The sequence below is a fragment of the Staphylococcus sp. 191 genome, from assembly GCF_011174885.1.
GTDB lineage: Bacteria > Bacillota > Bacilli > Staphylococcales > Staphylococcaceae > Staphylococcus > Staphylococcus coagulans.
Window position 1 is genome coordinate 19,632 of sequence record NZ_PNRJ01000013.1, and the last position, 18,178, is coordinate 37,809.

The 18,178-nt window shown below is 38.1% G+C and carries 13 protein-coding genes and 1 other annotated feature; of the genes, 1 reads left to right on the plus strand and 12 read right to left on the minus strand.

Annotated elements, in window-relative coordinates:
* Nucleotides 1-2 precede the first annotated feature (2 nt).
* Nucleotides 3-707 carry an acetolactate decarboxylase gene (gene budA / locus C1H58_RS09155; RefSeq protein WP_103356568.1) on the plus strand — a complete coding sequence of 235 codons (705 nt, stop codon included), beginning with the start codon at nucleotides 3-5 and terminating at the stop codon, nucleotides 705-707.
* Between the two features lie 421 nt (nucleotides 708-1,128).
* Here budA and C1H58_RS09160 read toward each other — a convergent pair whose 3' ends face one another.
* The 12 genes from C1H58_RS09160 to rplA all read right to left on the minus strand — a co-directional run bounded on the left by C1H58_RS09160 (nucleotide 1,129) and on the right by rplA (nucleotide 18,139).
* Complete coding sequence (locus C1H58_RS09160; protein WP_103356310.1) at nucleotides 1,129-2,178, minus strand: PTS sugar transporter subunit IIC; 1,050 nt, start codon at nucleotides 2,176-2,178, stop codon at nucleotides 1,129-1,131.
* A 521-nt stretch (nucleotides 2,179-2,699) separates the two neighbouring features.
* Nucleotides 2,700-3,887, minus strand: a complete 1,188-nt coding sequence (tuf, locus tag C1H58_RS09165; RefSeq protein WP_016424306.1) for an elongation factor Tu — start codon at nucleotides 3,885-3,887, stop codon at nucleotides 2,700-2,702.
* A 183-nt stretch (nucleotides 3,888-4,070) separates the two neighbouring features.
* Complete coding sequence (fusA, locus tag C1H58_RS09170) at nucleotides 4,071-6,152, minus strand: elongation factor G (RefSeq protein ID WP_050331760.1); 2,082 nt, start codon at nucleotides 6,150-6,152, stop codon at nucleotides 4,071-4,073.
* A gap of 138 nt (nucleotides 6,153-6,290) precedes the next feature.
* Nucleotides 6,291-6,761, minus strand: a complete 471-nt coding sequence (gene rpsG / locus C1H58_RS09175) for a 30S ribosomal protein S7 (protein WP_014614746.1) — start codon at nucleotides 6,759-6,761, stop codon at nucleotides 6,291-6,293.
* 81 nt (nucleotides 6,762-6,842) lie between these two features.
* Complete coding sequence (rpsL, locus tag C1H58_RS09180) at nucleotides 6,843-7,256, minus strand: 30S ribosomal protein S12 (RefSeq protein ID WP_016424304.1); 414 nt, start codon at nucleotides 7,254-7,256, stop codon at nucleotides 6,843-6,845.
* Nucleotides 7,257-7,351: 95 nt separating this feature from the next.
* Nucleotides 7,352-7,606 (minus strand): ribosomal L7Ae/L30e/S12e/Gadd45 family protein, encoded by a 255-nt coding sequence (locus C1H58_RS09185; protein WP_165546018.1) that lies wholly within the window; start codon nucleotides 7,604-7,606, stop codon nucleotides 7,352-7,354.
* A gap of 259 nt (nucleotides 7,607-7,865) precedes the next feature.
* Complete coding sequence (rpoC, locus tag C1H58_RS09190; RefSeq protein ID WP_165546019.1) at nucleotides 7,866-11,486, minus strand: DNA-directed RNA polymerase subunit beta'; 3,621 nt, start codon at nucleotides 11,484-11,486, stop codon at nucleotides 7,866-7,868.
* Nucleotides 11,487-11,814: 328 nt separating this feature from the next.
* Nucleotides 11,815-15,366 (minus strand): DNA-directed RNA polymerase subunit beta, encoded by a 3,552-nt coding sequence (gene rpoB, locus C1H58_RS09195; RefSeq protein ID WP_050331762.1) that lies wholly within the window; start codon nucleotides 15,364-15,366, stop codon nucleotides 11,815-11,817.
* 211 nt (nucleotides 15,367-15,577) lie between these two features.
* Nucleotides 15,578-16,186, minus strand: coding sequence for a class I SAM-dependent methyltransferase (locus C1H58_RS09200; RefSeq protein ID WP_060830368.1), 609 nt, complete (start codon nucleotides 16,184-16,186; stop codon nucleotides 15,578-15,580).
* Nucleotides 16,187-16,263: 77 nt separating this feature from the next.
* Nucleotides 16,264-16,629 (minus strand): 50S ribosomal protein L7/L12, encoded by a 366-nt coding sequence (gene rplL, locus C1H58_RS09205; RefSeq protein ID WP_016424299.1) that lies wholly within the window; start codon nucleotides 16,627-16,629, stop codon nucleotides 16,264-16,266.
* 38 nt (nucleotides 16,630-16,667) lie between these two features.
* The gene (gene rplJ / locus C1H58_RS09210) at nucleotides 16,668-17,168 is read right to left on the minus strand and encodes a 50S ribosomal protein L10 (protein WP_016424298.1); all 501 of its coding nucleotides are present in this window, start codon (nucleotides 17,166-17,168) and stop codon (nucleotides 16,668-16,670) included.
* 49 nt (nucleotides 17,169-17,217) lie between these two features.
* Nucleotides 17,218-17,357, minus strand: a sequence feature (ribosomal protein L10 leader region).
* 86 nt (nucleotides 17,358-17,443) lie between these two features.
* Nucleotides 17,444-18,139 carry a 50S ribosomal protein L1 gene (gene rplA, locus C1H58_RS09215; RefSeq protein ID WP_050331764.1) on the minus strand — a complete coding sequence of 232 codons (696 nt, stop codon included), beginning with the start codon at nucleotides 18,137-18,139 and terminating at the stop codon, nucleotides 17,444-17,446.
* Between the last annotated feature and the right edge of the window lie 39 nt (nucleotides 18,140-18,178).

Sequence of the window (18,178 nt, forward strand, 5' to 3'; positions counted from 1 at the left end):
GTATGGCACACACATTATATCAACACGGGACTTTAGGTACGTTAATGGCAGGACTATTAGAAGGCACTATGAGTGTAAAAGAAGTACTGGAACATGGAGACTCTGGACTTGCAACATTAACAGGATCCGACGGGGAAGTGATTTTTCTAAATGGAGAAGCTTATCACGCAAATGAACATAAAGAGTTCGTTAAGTTAAAAGGCGACGAAATGACGCCTTATGCAACAATTACACGCTTTTCTGCTGATGAAACTTACCAAACAGAAAATAAACCTTCTGAAGACGTGTTAGAAGAAGTGAAAGCACATATGCTAAGTGCAAATATGTTTTCATCTGTAAGAATTACAGGAACATTTAAAAAAATGCATGTGCGTATGATGCCTGGGCAAGAGCCCCCTTATACACGTTTAATCAATTCTGCGCGTAGACAGCCAGAACAAACAGAAGAAAATATTCAAGGAACTCTTATTGGCTTTTTTACACCTGAACTCTTTCATGGGATAGGTTCTGGAGGGTTTCATATCCATTTCGCTGATGATGCCCGTCAGTTTGGTGGGCATGTCCTCGATTTTGAAGTCGATCATGTTACAGTTGAAATTCAAAACTTCGAAAATTTTGAGCAACATTTCCCAGTTCATAATCGTACATTCACAGAAACTGAAATAGATTATAACGATATTGCTGATGAAATTAGAGAAGCTGAATAAACCATAATAGTGGCATATTCATTTAAATCTTAGTATTTAAATCTAACTATCAATAGAAAAAAAGAGATTGAGCATGGTATCTAAACATTATGTTGCTTGATTTTCGTTATCCTTACTTAAAGAGGGGTTGAAACATCATCATATTCATACGCGCTTACTCGCGCTAGGCTTGTAATACTGTTAGTGATTGAATACGATACCCCCTTTTTATAAATAATTAAAAGTCATATGCACTGATTTTTTGAAATCTATTTTAAGTTGATCTCAAACTGTATCACAAATTATTAAGAAGGCAGACTTCAACGTCTTGCCTTCTTATTTTTTATAAGTTATAAACCATTGTCCCCTCCTCTCTTTTTATATTTCGTTGTATAGGTTGAAGCGATTTTCAATTGAATGGGACAATTCTTCAGCTAACGCTTTAAATATTCAAACGATAATCTTCAGGTTTCACAATGGGGAACACACGCATAAATAGATATTTAAATAAGAAATTGAATCCAACCGGCGCAATAATAAAAGCAACTAACATTTTTATAAAATTAGTTATATTCCAACCACCGTCTACTAAATTTAAATAATTAATGGGTCCTACTAAGCCACTAAATCCAAAACCTGCACTCATAGGTGTGCCAATAATATTTAATAGAGAAGCAATCAGACCACAACAAGCCGCTGTACACACAATAGGTAGTAAAATAATAGGCTTTTGCGCTGCATTCGCCATCGACATTTTAGGCGAGCCAATAAAATGTGCCACACTTGTTCCTTTCGTATTAACTGACCAACCTAATATCGCAAATCCGAAACCAGCTGCACAAATACCAATATTTGCTGCACCTGCACCAATGCCTGAAATTGAAATCGCAAGTGAAATACCTACAGTTGTAATCGGCGACACAATCATTATGCTAAATATCACTGCTATGATGATACACATCACGACTGCCTGAAGGCTCAATAGTGCTGCGACCCCATGTCCAATCCATGTGGTGATTTGCATGACGTACGGCAACATCAAGCGTCCAATAAAGCCAACGCCTACGAGTAATATAAGTGGTATCACTAAAATCGTATAGGCTTTTAACTTATCACCGATAAACAAAATCACTGCTGCTCCTAATGCTGCTGTCAGTCCCATGTTGATTACATCGCCCGTACCTTTAAGTATAATCATACCTTCTTTTCCAAATTGCGCTGCACCTGATGCAAACATCGTCGCTAATCCCAATGCCGTAGCTTGGATTGGATTAAATTTAAAGTTTAAACCGGTTAATACACCCACCACGAGTCCCATCATCGCATTAGACAATGCCAAAGCCCCTACGATAGGTTTCAAAAATGGCAGAACAGGTACTAATACTTTCATTAATTCTCCTAGTAATGCACCTGGAATAAGCACAACGACGACACCAATAGCCATGCCATTCAAAATATTCATTACAAATTGCTTTGCTGTCAAATTCTCCATGGTTTTCCCACTTTCCAATTCAAATTAAATAGTTTAATTTATCCCATCTTATACACAATACACTCAACGGGATCATATCCCGCAATCAAAAGTGAAGTGAGAATATTTAGATAATTTCTATCATACACACTTTAACGCTTAAAAGCAATACATTTCAAATGGAAGTGTACTATTGAATTAATAGAATACTTTTACTAGTAAGATACCATTGATCTTTTAATTCAACTCATAACAGTAGTTACTTATAGCTTTGTTCATGATGCGGAGACAAGAAAAGATAGTTATTTTTAGCATTGCTCTCTAGATAAGCTAGCTTTATATTGTATCCCTTCTATAAATAGTTTAGTAGTGCAGTCTATCATTTTATGTATGAATCATTTTGAAACGCATCAAAAAAGAGATTAAGTAACGCGATACTACTTTACCCCTATACTTTGCTTATCAGTCTGATTTGACAGAGCGCCAATATAAAAAGAGCTAACCCAACAGGGCTAGCTCTTTTATCTCATCAAATAGATGAATTATTTTTCGATTTCAGTAACAACGCCTGATCCTACAGTACGTCCACCTTCACGAATTGAGAAACGCGTACCGTCTTCGATAGCGATTGGTGAAATTAATTCAACTTCCATTTCAACGTTATCGCCAGGCATAACCATTTCAGTACCTTCTGGTAAGTGAACAACGCCAGTTACGTCAGTAGTACGGAAATAGAATTGTGGGCGGTAGTTAGAGAAGAATGGAGTGTGACGACCACCTTCGTCTTTAGATAATACGTAAACTTCTGCTTTAAACTTTGTGTGTGGTGTAATTGAACCAGGAGCAGCTAATACTTGACCACGGTTGATGTCTTCACGTGCAACACCACGTAATAAAGCACCAATGTTGTCACCAGCTTCAGCGTAGTCTAGTAATTTACGGAACATTTCTACACCAGTAACAGTTGTTTTAGAAGATTCTTCAGCTAAACCGATGATTTCAACTTCTTCACCAACTTTGATTTGACCACGTTCAACACGACCAGTAGCAACTGTACCACGACCAGTGATTGAGAATACGTCCTCAACTGGCATCATGAATGGTTTGTCTGAGTCACGTTCTGGAGTTGGAATGTAATCATCAACAGCTTGCATTAATTCTAAGATTTTTTCTTCGTATTCTGGTTCGCCTTCTAAAGCTTTTAATGCTGAACCAGCGATTACAGGTACGTCATCGCCTGGGAAGTCGTATTCAGATAATAAGTCACGAACTTCCATTTCAACTAATTCTAATAATTCTTCATCGTCAACCATGTCAACTTTGTTTAAGAATACAACTAATGCTGGTACACCAACGTTACGTGATAAAAGGATGTGTTCACGAGTTTGTGGCATTGGACCATCAGCAGCAGATACTACTAAGATACCACCGTCCATTTGAGCAGCACCAGTGATCATGTTTTTAACATAGTCAGCGTGTCCAGGACAGTCAACGTGTGCATAGTGACGTTTGTCTGTTTGGTATTCGATGTGTGAAGTATTGATTGTGATACCACGTTCTTTTTCTTCTGGCGCGTTGTCAATCATGTCGTATGATTGTGCAACAGAGTCACCGTTTTTAGCTAATACAGTTGCGATAGCAGCTGTTAAAGTAGTTTTACCATGGTCAACGTGACCGATAGTACCAATATTGGCATGTTCTTTTGAGCGATCGAATTTTTCTTTTGCCATTATGAAATCTCTCCTCTTTGAATAAGAATTAATATTTTAAATATCTCTCATGAAAGTTACTCACCAACATGAGATAGATAATGATATTTCCTTTATAAATCATTTTACTGAAAAAATCAATTTATAAACAAGGCTTGCCCTTAGTCATATTAACATGATTCGCGCTAATTTGTAATGATTGAATTACTCGCCTTTGTTCTTTTTGATGATTTCTTCAGAGATTGATTTTGGCACCTCTGCATAGTGATCAAAGTACATTGTATAAGTACCGCGACCTTGCGTGTTAGAACGTAATGAAGTTGCGTAACCAAACATTTCTGAAAGTGGTACATAAGCGTTTACCACTTGTGCGTTACCACGTGGTTCCATACCATCTACACGTCCACGACGGGCAGTAACGTCACCCATGATATCACCCATGTATTCTTCAGGCATTTCGATAGTTACTTTCATCATTGGTTCTAAGATAACTGGATCACATTTTTTAGCAGCTTCTTTAAGCGCTAAAGATGCAGCAATTTTGAAGGCCATTTCAGATGAGTCGACATCGTGGTATGAACCATCAAATAATTTTGCTTTAACATCGATTAATGGGTAACCAGCTAAGACACCATTTTCCATAGCATCTTTAAGACCTTGTTCAACTGATGGAATGTATTCACGAGGAACTACACCACCAACGATAGCATTTTCGAATTCGAAACCTGCACCTGTTTCGTTTGGTGTGAATTCAATGTGTACATCACCGTATTGACCACGACCACCAGATTGACGAGAGAATTTACCTTGAACTGCAGCAGATTGTCTGAATGTCTCACGATAAGACACCATTGGCGCACCTACGTTAGCTTCAACGTTAAATTCTTTTTTCATACGGTCAACAATGATGTCAAGGTGAAGTTCACCCATACCACCAATGATAACTTGACCTGTTTCTTCATCTGTATGCGCTTTGAAAGTTGGGTCTTCTTCTTGAAGTTTCACAAGCGCCTGAGTCATTTTATCTTGGTCAGCTTTAGATTTTGGTTCAACTGATAAGTGGATAACTGGCTCTGGGAATTCCATTGACTCAAGGATGATGTCATTTTTCTCTCCACAAAGCGTGTCACCTGTACCAGTATCTTTAAGACCTACAGCAGCTGCGATATCACCAGAATATACAGTGCTGATTTCTTGACGTGAGTTTGCGTGCATTTGAAGGATACGACCTACACGTTCACGTTTGTCTTTTGTTGAGTTTTTAACATAAGAACCTGAAGTTAAAGTACCTGAGTATACGCGGAAGAATGTTAACTTACCAACGTATGGGTCAGTCATAACTTTAAATGCAAGTGCAGCGAAGTCAGCATCGTCGTCTGCTTTCGCAATCACTTCTTCATCAGGATCATCCGCACGATGACCAATGATTGGTTTAACATCTAACGGAGAAGGAAGGTAGTCAATAACAGCATCAAGCATTAATTGAACACCTTTGTTTTTGAACGCTGTACCACATAATACAGGGTAGAATTCAACGTCTGTTGTTGCTTGACGAATAGCGTCTTTAAGTTCGTCAACAGTGATTTCTTCTTCACTGAAGATTTTTTCCATCAAGTCATCATTTGTTTCAGCAACAGCTTCGATTAATGTTTCACGTGCTTCTTCTGCACGTTCACGGTGGTCTTCAGGAATTTCAGTTTCTTCAATTTCTGTTCCTAAATCATTTGTGTATTTGAAACATTTCATTGTAACTAAGTCGATGATGGCATTGAAGTCATCTTCTGCACCAATTGGTAATTGGATTGGTGCTGCGTTTGCTTGTAAACGATCATGTAAAGTGCTTACTGCATAATCAAAGTTAGCACCTAATTTGTCCATTTTGTTTACAAATACGATACGTGGTACGCCGTATGTTGTTGCTTGACGCCAAACTGTTTCAGTTTGAGGTTCAACACCTGATTGCGCATCTAATACTGTCACTGCACCATCAAGTACACGTAAAGAACGTTCAACTTCAACAGTGAAGTCTACGTGTCCTGGTGTGTCGATGATGTTAACACGGTGACCATTCCATGCTGCAGTTGTAGCGGCTGAAGTAATCGTAATACCACGGTCTTGTTCTTGTTCCATCCAGTCCATTTGTGAAGCACCTTCATGTGTTTCACCAATTTTGTGGATACGTCCAGTGTAATAAAGAATACGTTCAGTAGTAGTCGTTTTACCCGCATCAATGTGTGCCATGATACCGATATTACGCGTGTTTTTCAAAGAAAATTCTCTTCCCATGGGTATTCTTTCTCCTTCCAGAATAATAGGATAATATATTTAGATATAGCTTTACCCTAAGCACGTACAGTTCTCTCAAACAAGCAAAATGCAAGTTGATTACTGATACTAGAATTGCTCAGGGAATTAGCACATATCTTACCAGCGATAGTGAGCGAATGCTTTGTTCGCTTCAGCCATTTTGTGAGTGTCCTCACGTTTCTTAACTGCACCACCAGTATTGTTTGCTGCGTCTAAGATTTCGTTAGCTAAACGCTCTTCCATCGTTTTTTCACCACGAAGGCGCGCATAGTTTACTAACCAACGTAAACCTAAAGTTGTACGACGCTCTGGACGAACCTCTACAGGCACTTGATAGTTTGAACCACCTACACGGCGAGCTTTAACTTCAAGTACTGGCATAATATTGTTAATTGCTTCATCGAAAACTTCCATAGCATCGCGACCTGAACGTTCTTGAACTAGGTCGAACGCTGAATAAAGAATACGTTGAGCAGTTCCACGTTTACCATCTAACATAATCTTGTTGATTAATTTTGTTACTAACTTAGAGTTGTGAATTGGATCCGGTAACACATCTCTTTTAGGTACTGATCCTTTACGAGGCATAATACAAGTCCTCCCTTCCTATTATAGTATATTTATATTCTATCAGTCATGATTAAAAGGCTGATTTACAATCTTTTAACCTTATTTTTTAGGTTTTTTAGTACCGTATAATGAACGGCTTTGCATACGACCATCAACACCAGATGTATCTAACGCACCACGTACGATATGGTAACGCACACCAGGTAAGTCTTTTACACGTCCACCACGTACAAGTACAACACTGTGCTCTTGTAAGTTGTGTCCGATACCAGGAATGTATGCGTTGATTTCAATGTTGTTTGATAAACGAACACGTGCATATTTACGTAACGCTGAGTTAGGTTTTTTAGGTGTCATAGTACCCACACGTGTACATACGCCACGTTTTTGTGGAGAATTCAATTTAGTGAATTGTTTCTTTTGACTATTGAAACCTCTATTTAAAGCTGGTGAGTCTGATTTTTGAGTTTTGCTTTTTCTTGGTTTACGTACTAATTGGTTAATAGTAGGCATTTCAAGTTTCCTCCTCTCTTCATTTCTTAATCCCACACATCCAGGTGGTTCATTTTTAGGTTAAATAAAATTTAGTAAGCAAAAACTTACTAATCTCATTTGAGCAAAGCAACAACTGTTGCTTTTACATTTATACCAACATATTCTCCCAATGCTTTTCGGCTTGAAAAGAATTCGATAGGTATCTTATTTTGATTGGCAAAGCATAACACGCGTGCTAAGAGATGCACATTAACATCTTCACCGATAATCAATGTTTTTACACGTTGTTTTTGAAGCGCTTTTAGCGTTTCTTTTAAACCAACAACGTAGGCTTGTTTGTTTAAGCGTGTGACTTTTTCATTAGACATTTACATATCCTCCAAAGTACTTGCTTGCATCAACCTTTACTATATTATCATTTTCATAAATACTTCGTCAACTGTTATTCGCAATAAATATTGATTTTTAGAGACTTGTGAATACCAGTCAATCTTATATTGGGGATGCAGGCAGTCTGATTTCAATATTGTATACACGATATCGAAATCAGCCCCTACCTTTTATTTCTGTCAGTACAGATCATATATTGACAGATCCCAATATTACAACTTACTTCAATGATTCAAATTAGTCGATAATGACTTGCTCTTCAAGGCCTTGTTGTGGCGCTTCGTCTTTTTCAATATCAACTTTACTGTAGCGTTTCATACCCGTACCTGCAGGAATTAATTTACCAATGATAACATTTTCTTTAAGTCCGAGTAAGTCATCACGTTTACCTTTAATCGCAGCATCTGTAAGAACACGTGTTGTTTCTTGGAAGGATGCAGCTGACAAGAAGCTTTCTGTTTCAAGAGAAGCTTTTGTAATACCTAACAAGACTGGTTTCGCAGTCGCAGGACGCTTACGTTCTTTAAAGGCTTCGCGGTTCGCATCTGTAAAGTTATGGATATCAACAAGTGATCCTGGTAATAATTTCGTGTCACCTGCTTCAATGATACGAACTTTACGTAACATTTGACGTACCATAACCTCAACGTGTTTATCGTCGATTTCTACACCTTGCATACGATAAACTTTTTGAACTTCTTTAAGCAAGTATTCTTCTGTCGCTGTTAAACCAGCAACTGCAAGGAAGTTTTTCGGCTCAATTGAACCTTCAGTTAATACTTCACCACGTTCTACGGATTGGCCAATTTCTACTTTCAAGCGTGATGTACCAGAGGCAAGATATGAGCGTGTTTCGTTCGCACCTTTAACAACGATTTCTTGTTGTCTATCTTTGCCAACTGTGATGTTATCAATCACACCTTCAATTTCTGTAATAACAGCTTGACCTTTAGGATTACGCGCTTCGAAAATCTCTTGGATACGTGGTAAACCTTGTGTAATATCGCTACCAGCAACCCCACCTGTGTGGAATGTACGCATTGTTAATTGTGTACCAGGTTCACCGATAGATTGTGCAGCAATTGTTCCTACTGCTTCACCAACTTCGACTTTTTCACCTGTTGCCAAGTTTTTACCGTAACATTTTTCACAGACACCATGTCTTGTGTTACATGTAAATGCAGAGCGAATATACATTTCTTCAATACTAGCATCCGTAATTTCTTTAGCGATTTCTGGTGTAATTAATTCGTCTGGGCGAATGATAATTTTACCTGTTTCAGGATGACGTACAGTTTCTTTTGAATAACGACCTTCGATACGTTCAATAAATGGTTCGATCATTTCAGTACCTTCTTTAATATCTGAAACGAGTAAGCCACGGTCTGTACCACAGTCTTCTTCACGAACAATGACATCTTGTGCAACGTCAACAAGACGGCGTGTCAAGTAACCAGAGTCGGCAGTTTTCAGTGCTGTATCGGCAAGACCTTTACGCGCACCGTGAGTAGAGATAAAGTACTCTAATACCGTTAAACCTTCACGGAATGATGAAGTGATTGGAAGTTCGATGATTTTACCAGATGGTGCGGCCATTAAACCACGCATACCTGCAAGTTGCGTAAAGTTAGATGCGTTACCACGGGCACCTGAGTCACTCATCATGAAGATTGGGTTCGTTTTATCAAGTGATTTCATCAATTTAGCTTGGATTTTATCTTTTGCATTTGTCCAAATTTCAATAACCGCATTATAACGTTCTTCTTCCGTTAATAAACCACGGTTGAATTGTTTTTGAACACGCTCAACTAATTTTTCTGACTCATCCAAGATTTCTTGTTTATCTGGTAATACAACAATGTCTGCTACACCTACTGTAATACCTGCTTTTGATGAATATTTAAATCCTAGGTCTTTCATCAAGTCAAGCATCATAGACGTATCTGTAATGCTAAAGCGATTGAACACTTCTGCGATAATATTACCCAAGAATTTTTTGTTGAATGGTGGAACAAGTTCAGTATTTTCAAAGTACTCAGCTAGACCACCTTCACCAAGTTCTGATGGATCAACAAAGTATTTATCTGGTGTGTTTTTCTCAAGGTTTGTTGCTGTTGGCTCATTAATGTACGCAAATGAGTCCGGAATAATTTCGTTAAAGATGACTTTACCTACAGATGTCGCTAAAATTTTGTTATTTTGTTCCTCAGTAAATGTAGGGTTGTTGAATGAAGAAGCTTGGACACCAATACGTGTGTGTAAATGTACATGGCCATTCGCATAAGCTTTGATTACTTCATTCGTATCGTTAAACATCATTCCTGTATTAACAGCGTCTTTACGTTCTAATGTTAAGTAATAGTTACCTAATACCATGTCTTGTGATGGTGTTACGACTGGTTTACCATCTTTAGGGTTTAGGATGTTTTGTGCAGCAAGCATCAACATACGTGCTTCTGCTTGTGCTTCTTTAGATAATGGAACGTGAACCGCCATTTGGTCACCGTCAAAGTCTGCGTTATAGGCAGTTGTAACGAGTGGGTGCAAACGAATCGCACGGCCTTCAACTAATGTAGGTTCGAACGCTTGGATACCTAATCTGTGCAATGTTGGCGCACGGTTTAAAAGTACAGGGTGTTCAATAATAACATCTTCTAAAACGTCCCAAACTTCGTCTTCAGTACGCTCAATTTTACTTTTAGCATTTTTGATGTTTGTTGCAATTTCACGTTGCACTAATTCTTTCATTACAAACGGTTTGAACAATTCTAATGCCATTTCTTTCGGTAAACCACATTGGTACATTTTTAAGTTTGGACCTACTGCGATTACTGAACGACCTGAATAGTCTACACGTTTACCTAACAAGTTTTGGCGGAAACGACCTTGTTTACCTTTTAACATATGTGAAAGTGATTTTAATGGACGGTTACCTGGTCCTGTTACAGGGCGACCACGACGACCGTTATCGATTAACGCATCCACAGCTTCTTGTAACATACGTTTTTCGTTTTGAACGATGATTCCGGGCGCACCTAAATCTAACAAACGTTTTAAACGATTGTTACGGTTAATAACACGACGGTATAAGTCGTTCAAATCACTTGTAGCAAAACGACCACCATCGAGTTGAACCATTGGACGAATCTCAGGTGGAATAATTGGAAGTACGTCTAAAATCATCCAAGCTGGGTTGTTACCAGAGTTACGGAATGACTCAACAACTTCTAAACGTTTGATGGCACGTGTTAAACGTTGACCTGTTGCAGATTCCAATTCGTCACGTAATACTTTTAATTCTTGATCTAAATCAATCTCATCTAATAAATCTTTAATCCCTTCAGCACCCATTTTTGCAGTGAATTGACCAGGGAATTTATCATAATATTCACGGAATTCTGCTTCAGAAAGCAATGTTTTCTTTTCTAAGCCTGTTGGACCTGGATCCACAACGACATAAGAAGCAAAATAAATAACTTCTTCTAAAGCACGTGGTGACATGTCTAACAAAAGACCCATACGGCTTGGGATTCCTTTAAAATACCAAATATGCGAAACTGGAGCTGCTAACTCAATGTGACCCATACGTTCACGACGTACTTTTGATTTTGTCACTTCTACACCACATCGGTCACAAATCATACCTTTGTAACGTACACGTTTATACTTCCCACAACTACATTCCCAGTCTTTAGTAGGTCCGAAAATTCTTTCACAGAATAGACCATCTTTTTCTGGTTTTAAAGTACGATAGTTAATTGTTTCTGGTTTTTTGACCTCACCATATGACCAAGAGCGGATTTTTTCAGGTGAAGCGAGTCCTATTTTCATGTAATGGAATTTATTTACATCAATCAAGGAGCCTACCTCCTTTAGTTTAAATTAGCTGTGCTAGTTGATTGATTCACACGATTTCATAATATATTAAAGCAATGTCTATTTAACAAACAGGATAGAGAAGATGCGTGTAGGTTTCCACACATCTCCCTTCTCGAGTAGCAAAAGCGCCACTCGTCTTCCTTTCGTTTTAATCAAGTTCAGGTTAAGTCTTTAACGCGTCTCATGTTCTTAACGCAATTAAATCCTTAAAAGTTACATTGAACGTGCATAACTATCGGCACGCTATGACGTCTCATGCAACTTTGCGATCTCCTATTCAAGATCGTTTTTGATTTTCAACATGCATTTATTCGTTAAATTCTTTTTGAGATTCTGGAACAGTAGATGGTTGAATATTGACTTTACGATCTGGAATATCATCCTCATCTAAATCGCGCATTTCAATTTCATTGTCTTGTTCATCCATCACTTTAACATCAAGACCTAAACTTTGTAGCTCTTTCATCAATACGCGGAATGATTCAGGAACACTTGGTCTTGAAATGTTTTCACCTTTAACGATCGCTTCATAAGTTTTCACACGACCTACAGTGTCATCTGATTTGTATGTTAAGATCTCTTGAAGTGTATATGCTGCACCATAAGCTTCGAGTGCCCATACCTCCATCTCACCAAATCTTTGTCCACCAAATTGTGCTTTACCACCAAGAGGTTGTTGTGTAACTAATGAATATGGTCCAGTTGAACGTGCGTGAAGTTTATCATCTACCATGTGCGCAAGTTTCAACATGTACATCACACCAACTGAAATACGGTTGTCAAATGGTTCTCCTGTACGGCCATCGTAAAGTACTGTTTTACCGTCACGCGCCATACCTGCTTCTTCAATTGTAGACCATACGTCTTCATCGTTGGCACCGTCAAATACTGGTGAAGCAACGTGAATACCTAAGTTTTTAGCAGCCATACCTAAATGTAACTCTAAAACTTGTCCGATATTCATACGTGATGGTACACCTAGTGGGTTTAACATGATGTCGATTGGACGGCCATCTGGTAAGTACGGCATATCTTCTTCAGGAACAATTTTAGAGATGACACCTTTGTTACCGTGACGACCACACATTTTGTCCCCTACATGAATTTTACGTTTTTGAACGATATATACACGAACAAGTTGGTTCACACCTGGTGAAAGTGAATCATCGCCTTCTTCACGGTTAAACACTTTAACATCAAGAACGATACCGCCTGCACCGTGTGGCACACGTAATGACGTATCACGAACTTCACGTGCTTTTTCACCAAAGATCGCATGTAATAGGCGTTCTTCTGCTGTCAATTCAGTAACACCTTTAGGCGTTACTTTACCGACTAAAATATCACCATCTTTTACTTCTGCGCCAACGTATACAATACCGCGGTCATCTAAGTTTTTCAGTGCGTTTTCTGAAACGTTTGGTATATCACGTGTAATTTCTTCAGGTCCAAGTTTTGTGTCTCGAGCTTCAGATTCATATTCTTCGATGTGAATTGAAGTATAAACGTCATCTTTAACAAGACGCTCACTCATAATTACGGCATCCTCGTAGTTATAACCATCCCAAGTCATAAATCCAACAACAACATTTCGACCTAAAGCCATTTCTCCGAGTTCCATAGATGGACCATCTGCAAGAATTTCGCCTTTTTCAACAATATCGCCTGCTGCGATAATAGGACGTTGGTTATAACATGTACCTGAGTTTGAACGTTTGAATTTCGCTAATGGGTAACGGTCTAATTCGCCTTCTACTTCTTGACCATTTTCTTCAACTAAGCGACGTACTAAAACTTCGCTTGATTGAACATGTTCAACGCGGCCACGATACTTAGAAATAACAGCAGCACCTGAATCACGTGCAGCTACGTGTTCCATACCTGTACCTACAAATGGTGATTCTGGGTTTAACAATGGTACTGCTTGACGTTGCATGTTCGCACCCATCAATGCACGGTTAGAGTCATCGTTTTCTAAGAACGGAATACATGCTGTCGCAGCTGAAACAACTTGTTTAGGCGATACGTCCATGTAGTCCATTTTTTCTTTAGCCATAGTTGTGTTGTTACCACGAAAACGACAAACGATTTCGTCATCGATAAAGCGTCCGTTTTCATCAAGTCTTGAGTTCGCTTGCGCAACAACATAACTGTCTTCTTCATCCGCAGTAAGGTAATCAATACGGTCTGTAATTGTGTTTGTTTCAAGGTCTACTTTTCTGTATGGTGTTTCAATGAATCCAAATTCATTCACACGTGCATAACTTGAAAGTGAGTTGATCAAACCAATGTTTGGACCCTCTGGTGTCTCAATTGGACACATGCGACCATAGTGAGAATAGTGTACGTCACGAACTTCCATTTGTGCACGTTCACGTGTTAAACCACCAGGTCCTAAAGCTGATAAACGACGTTTGTGTGTTAACTCAGCAAGTGGGTTCGCTTGGTCCATGAATTGTGACAATTGTGAGCTACCGAAGAACTCTTTTATTGATGCAATCACTGGGCGAATGTTAATTAATTGTTGTGGTGTGATGGAGTCTGTATCTTGAATAGACATTCTTTCACGTACCACACGTTCCATTCTTGACAAACCAATACGGAATTGGTTTTGTAATAATTCACCAACTGAGCGTAAACGACGATTACCAAGATGGTCAATGTCATCTGTATAACCGATACCATGTAATAAGTTAAAGAAGTATGACATAGACGCTACGATGTCAGCAGGTGTAATACATTTCACTTCTGAATCTGGGAATGCATTACCAATTACAGTTGTTGTGCGTTCTTCATCATCATTTGGTACATAAACTTTAATAGATTGTACTTCTACAGGTTCATCGATAATACTATTAGGAAGTTCGTATACTTGTGCGTTAGCATTTGTTTCAAGAACATCCATGATTTCGTCTAACTTACGACGATCTAAAACTGTGCCTTCTTCAGCAACAATTTCACCTGTGTCAGTATTTACAATAGGTTCAGCTAATTTTTGATTGAATAGGCGGTGCTTTAAATGTAATTTTTTATTTGCTTTATAACGTCCTACGCTTGCTAAATCATAACGTTTAGGGTCAAAGAAACGAGAATACAATAAGCTTTTAGCATTTTCTACCGTTGGTGGTTCACCTGGACGTAAACGTTCATAAATTTCTAATAATGCTTGTTCTGTATTTTCAGTGCTATCTTTTTCTAAAGTGTTTCTTAAGTATTCATTGTCTCCAATTAAATCAATGATTTCTTGGTCAGTTGAATAACCTAATGCACGTAATAATACTGTCAATGGTAACTTTCTTGTTCTATCAATACGTACATAAACTACATCTTTCGCATCTGTTTCATACTCTAACCATGCACCGCGGTTAGGGATAACAGTCGCATCATAGTTCACACGACCATTTTTATCTAACTTTTCATTAAAGTAGACAGACGGTGAACGAACTAATTGAGATACAATGACACGTTCCGCACCATTAATTACAAAAGTACCTGTTTCTGTCATTAAAGGGAAATCTCCCATAAATACTTCTTGATCTTTCACTTCGCCTGTTTCTTTAATAACTAGACGAACTTTAACGCGTAATGGTGCCGCATATGTTGCATCACGGTTTTTTGATTCTTCTAAATCATACTTCGGTTCACCTAATCTATAATCTACAAATTCCAATGAAAGATTACCCGTGAAGTCTTCGATTGGAGAAATATCACGGAACATTTCTAAAAGACCTTCTTTTAAGAACCAATCATACGATTTTGTTTGAATTTCAATTAAGTTTGGTAACTCTAAAACTTCTGAAATTCTTGCGTAGTTTCTACGTTTACGATGTCTTCCATATTGGACAAATTGACCTGCCAAACAGATTCACCCCTCAAAAATTGTGCGAACACTTTTCAGTTCTCATCATGTAACAAGACAAAAAGAAAACGGTAGCACATAATCGATGACACCATTTTCTATTCTATAAGTCTTATTTTGAAATGTTACAATGAAACTTTAACCGTAAAAGTACACACTTATTGAACATAATTATTTCATCTTACAACTATATCATAGTCAATATTTAAAATCAAGATTTAAAACTCTTTAATATGTGGTAACCTTTACTATTTTTGACAGATGAGACGTTTCCAAAAACCTCATCCATTTTTTTCTTAGCAGAAGGCATCCCTTGCTTTTTTTGTATAACGACATACAATGCACCCTCAGTTTTAAGTACGCGGTATGCATCTGTCAAAATTTGGTGAACCACTAGTTTACCAGCACGAATAGGTGGATTAGTCAAAACGTAGTCACATGCTTCGTCTTCTATCATTGCTAACCCATCACTCTCTTGTATCGTCACATTTGAGATGCCATTCGCTTTGGCATTTCTTTTAGCTAATGCTAATGCACGATGGTTTACATCTAACATTGTAATATGATCATGGGGTGCAACTTTGGCCACCATTAAACCAATCGGTCCATAACCACAACCGACGTCAATAATCCTTTTCAATTGACCTGGCGGGTGTTCATTTAAAAATGTCTGTATCAATAAATCAGAGCCGAAATCAACTTTATCACGAGAAAACACACCTGCATCTGTTGTGAGTGGCAGTTCGTGTTGCTGATAATGATAGCTAATTTCTCTCTCATCTGGTGTTGCATCAGGATGTGCATCATAATAATGACTCACGGTGTCACACCTCTTTATCGTATTGTATTCAAAAACCCGCTATTCCAAAAATAGCGGGTTTTTCACTTATCAATGAATTATTTTAATTCTACTGAAGCGCCAACTTCTTCTAATTGTTCTTTAAGTTTTTCAGCTTCTTCTTTTGGTAAAGCTTCTTTGATGATGCTTGGAGCACCGTCAACTAATTCTTTAGCATCTTTTAATCCTAAACCAGTTGCTTCTTTAACAGCTTTAACAACTTTGATTTTAGATGAACCAGCTGAAGTTAACTCAACGTCAAATTCAGTTTTTTCTGCTGCTGCGTCTCCGCCAGCTGCACCTGCTGCTGCAACTGGTGCTGCTGCAGTTACACCAAATTCTTCTTCGATTGCTTTAACTAAGTCATTTAATTCTAAAACAGACATTTCTTTAATTGCTTCAATGATTTGCTCTTGATTAGCCATGTTAATATTCCTCCAATTTTTAAGTTTTAATTTATCGTTTATTCTGCGTTTTCTTCTTTGTTTTCTCCAACAGCTTTAACTGCATAAGCAAAGTTGCGCATTGGCGCTTGTAATACAGAAAGAAGCATTGATACAAGACCTTCGTGTGATGGTAATGAACCAACTGTTTTCACTTCATCAGCAGTAATGATACTACCTTCCATGATACCCGTCTTGATTTCTAAAGCTTCGTGTTCTTTAGCGAATCCAGCGATGACTTTAGCTGGGGCTACAACGTCTTCAGTAGTAAATGCTACTGCTGTAGGTCCAGTTAAGAACTCGTCTAAACCTTCAATACCAGCTTGTTCTGCTGCACGACGTAACATAGTGTTTTTGTATACTTTGTACTGAACACCAGCTTCACGTAATTGTTTACGTAATTCTGTTACTTCTGCTACTGTTAAACCACGGTAGTCAACAACTACTGTAGAAACAGAACTTTTAAGTTGATCAGTAATGACGTCAACTTGTTGTTTTTTCGCTTCAATGATTCCAGACATTTTGACACCTCCATCGATAAGTTTTAGGTGCTTTTTATAGTTAAGTCCAAGACTTAAATAAAAAGCACTTTTTACCCACGGCAAAAAGTGCTTGAAAGTTCATACGTTCAAGTCCATTTTAGCCTCGGTAGGATGATTTTTAAGTTCAGTTAGAACTCCTACTGTCTTAGGTAAAATATTCAACAAAAATTAATATAACGGCTTTTGTGTAATAAGTCAACCATTATTTTCTATTTATCAAGCCACTTAATGATTTTATCATTAAGTGATTCGTTTTAAAGTTTGAAACTTGCAGTATCGACTTTGATACCAGGGCCCATTGTAGTTGTTACTGCAACAGACTTAAAGTAAGTACCTTTAGCTGAAGATGGTTTAGCTTTTGTTAACACATCTTGTAAAGTTTTGAAGTTTTCAACTAATTTTTCTGTATCGAATGAAACTTTACCGATTGAAGCGTGTACGATACCCGCTTTTTCTGCACGGTATTCAACTTTACCCGCTTTGATTTCTTCAACAGCTTTTTTAACGTCCATTGTTACTGTACCAGTTTTAGGGTTTGGCATTAAACCTTTAGGTCCTAATACACGACCTAATTTACCAACTTCACCCATCATATCTGGTGTTGCAACAACAACATCAAAATCAAACCAACCTTGTTGGATTTTGTTTACATATTCTGCATCTCCAACATAGTCAGCACCTGCTGCTTCTGCTTCAGCGATTTTGTCGCCTTTAGCAAAAACTAATACACGTTGAGATTTACCAGTACCGTGTGGTAATACAACTGCACCACGGATTTGTTGGTCATTTTTACGTGTATCAATACCTAAACGGAAAGCCACTTCAACTGAAGCATCGAAGTTAGCAATAGATGTTTCTTTAGCTAAGCTGATTGCTTCTTCTACTGTATAGAATGCTTGGCGATCAACTTTGTTTAAAGCTTCTTGATACTTTTTACCTTTTTTAGCCATTTTTTGTCCTCCTTTAGTGGTTTTATCGGAATGTCCTCC

Coding starts and splice junctions, on each gene's coding strand:
- rpsG (WP_014614746.1), bottom strand. CDS start 6,761: ATGCCTCGTAAAGGATCAGTACCTAAAAGAGATGTGTTACCGGATCCA.
- rplA (WP_050331764.1), bottom strand. CDS start 18,139: ATGGCTAAAAAAGGTAAAAAGTATCAAGAAGCTTTAAACAAAGTTGAT.
- fusA (WP_050331760.1), bottom strand. CDS start 6,152: ATGGGAAGAGAATTTTCTTTGAAAAACACGCGTAATATCGGTATCATG.
- tuf (WP_016424306.1), bottom strand. CDS start 3,887: ATGGCAAAAGAAAAATTCGATCGCTCAAAAGAACATGCCAATATTGGT.
- rplJ (WP_016424298.1), bottom strand. CDS start 17,168: ATGTCTGGAATCATTGAAGCGAAAAAACAACAAGTTGACGTCATTACT.
- rplL (WP_016424299.1), bottom strand. CDS start 16,629: ATGGCTAATCAAGAGCAAATCATTGAAGCAATTAAAGAAATGTCTGTT.
- rpsL (WP_016424304.1), bottom strand. CDS start 7,256: ATGCCTACTATTAACCAATTAGTACGTAAACCAAGAAAAAGCAAAACT.
- C1H58_RS09185 (WP_165546018.1), bottom strand. CDS start 7,606: ATGTCTAATGAAAAAGTCACACGCTTAAACAAACAAGCCTACGTTGTT.
- budA (WP_103356568.1), top strand. CDS start 3: ATGGCACACACATTATATCAACACGGGACTTTAGGTACGTTAATGGCA.
- C1H58_RS09160 (WP_103356310.1), bottom strand. CDS start 2,178: ATGGAGAATTTGACAGCAAAGCAATTTGTAATGAATATTTTGAATGGC.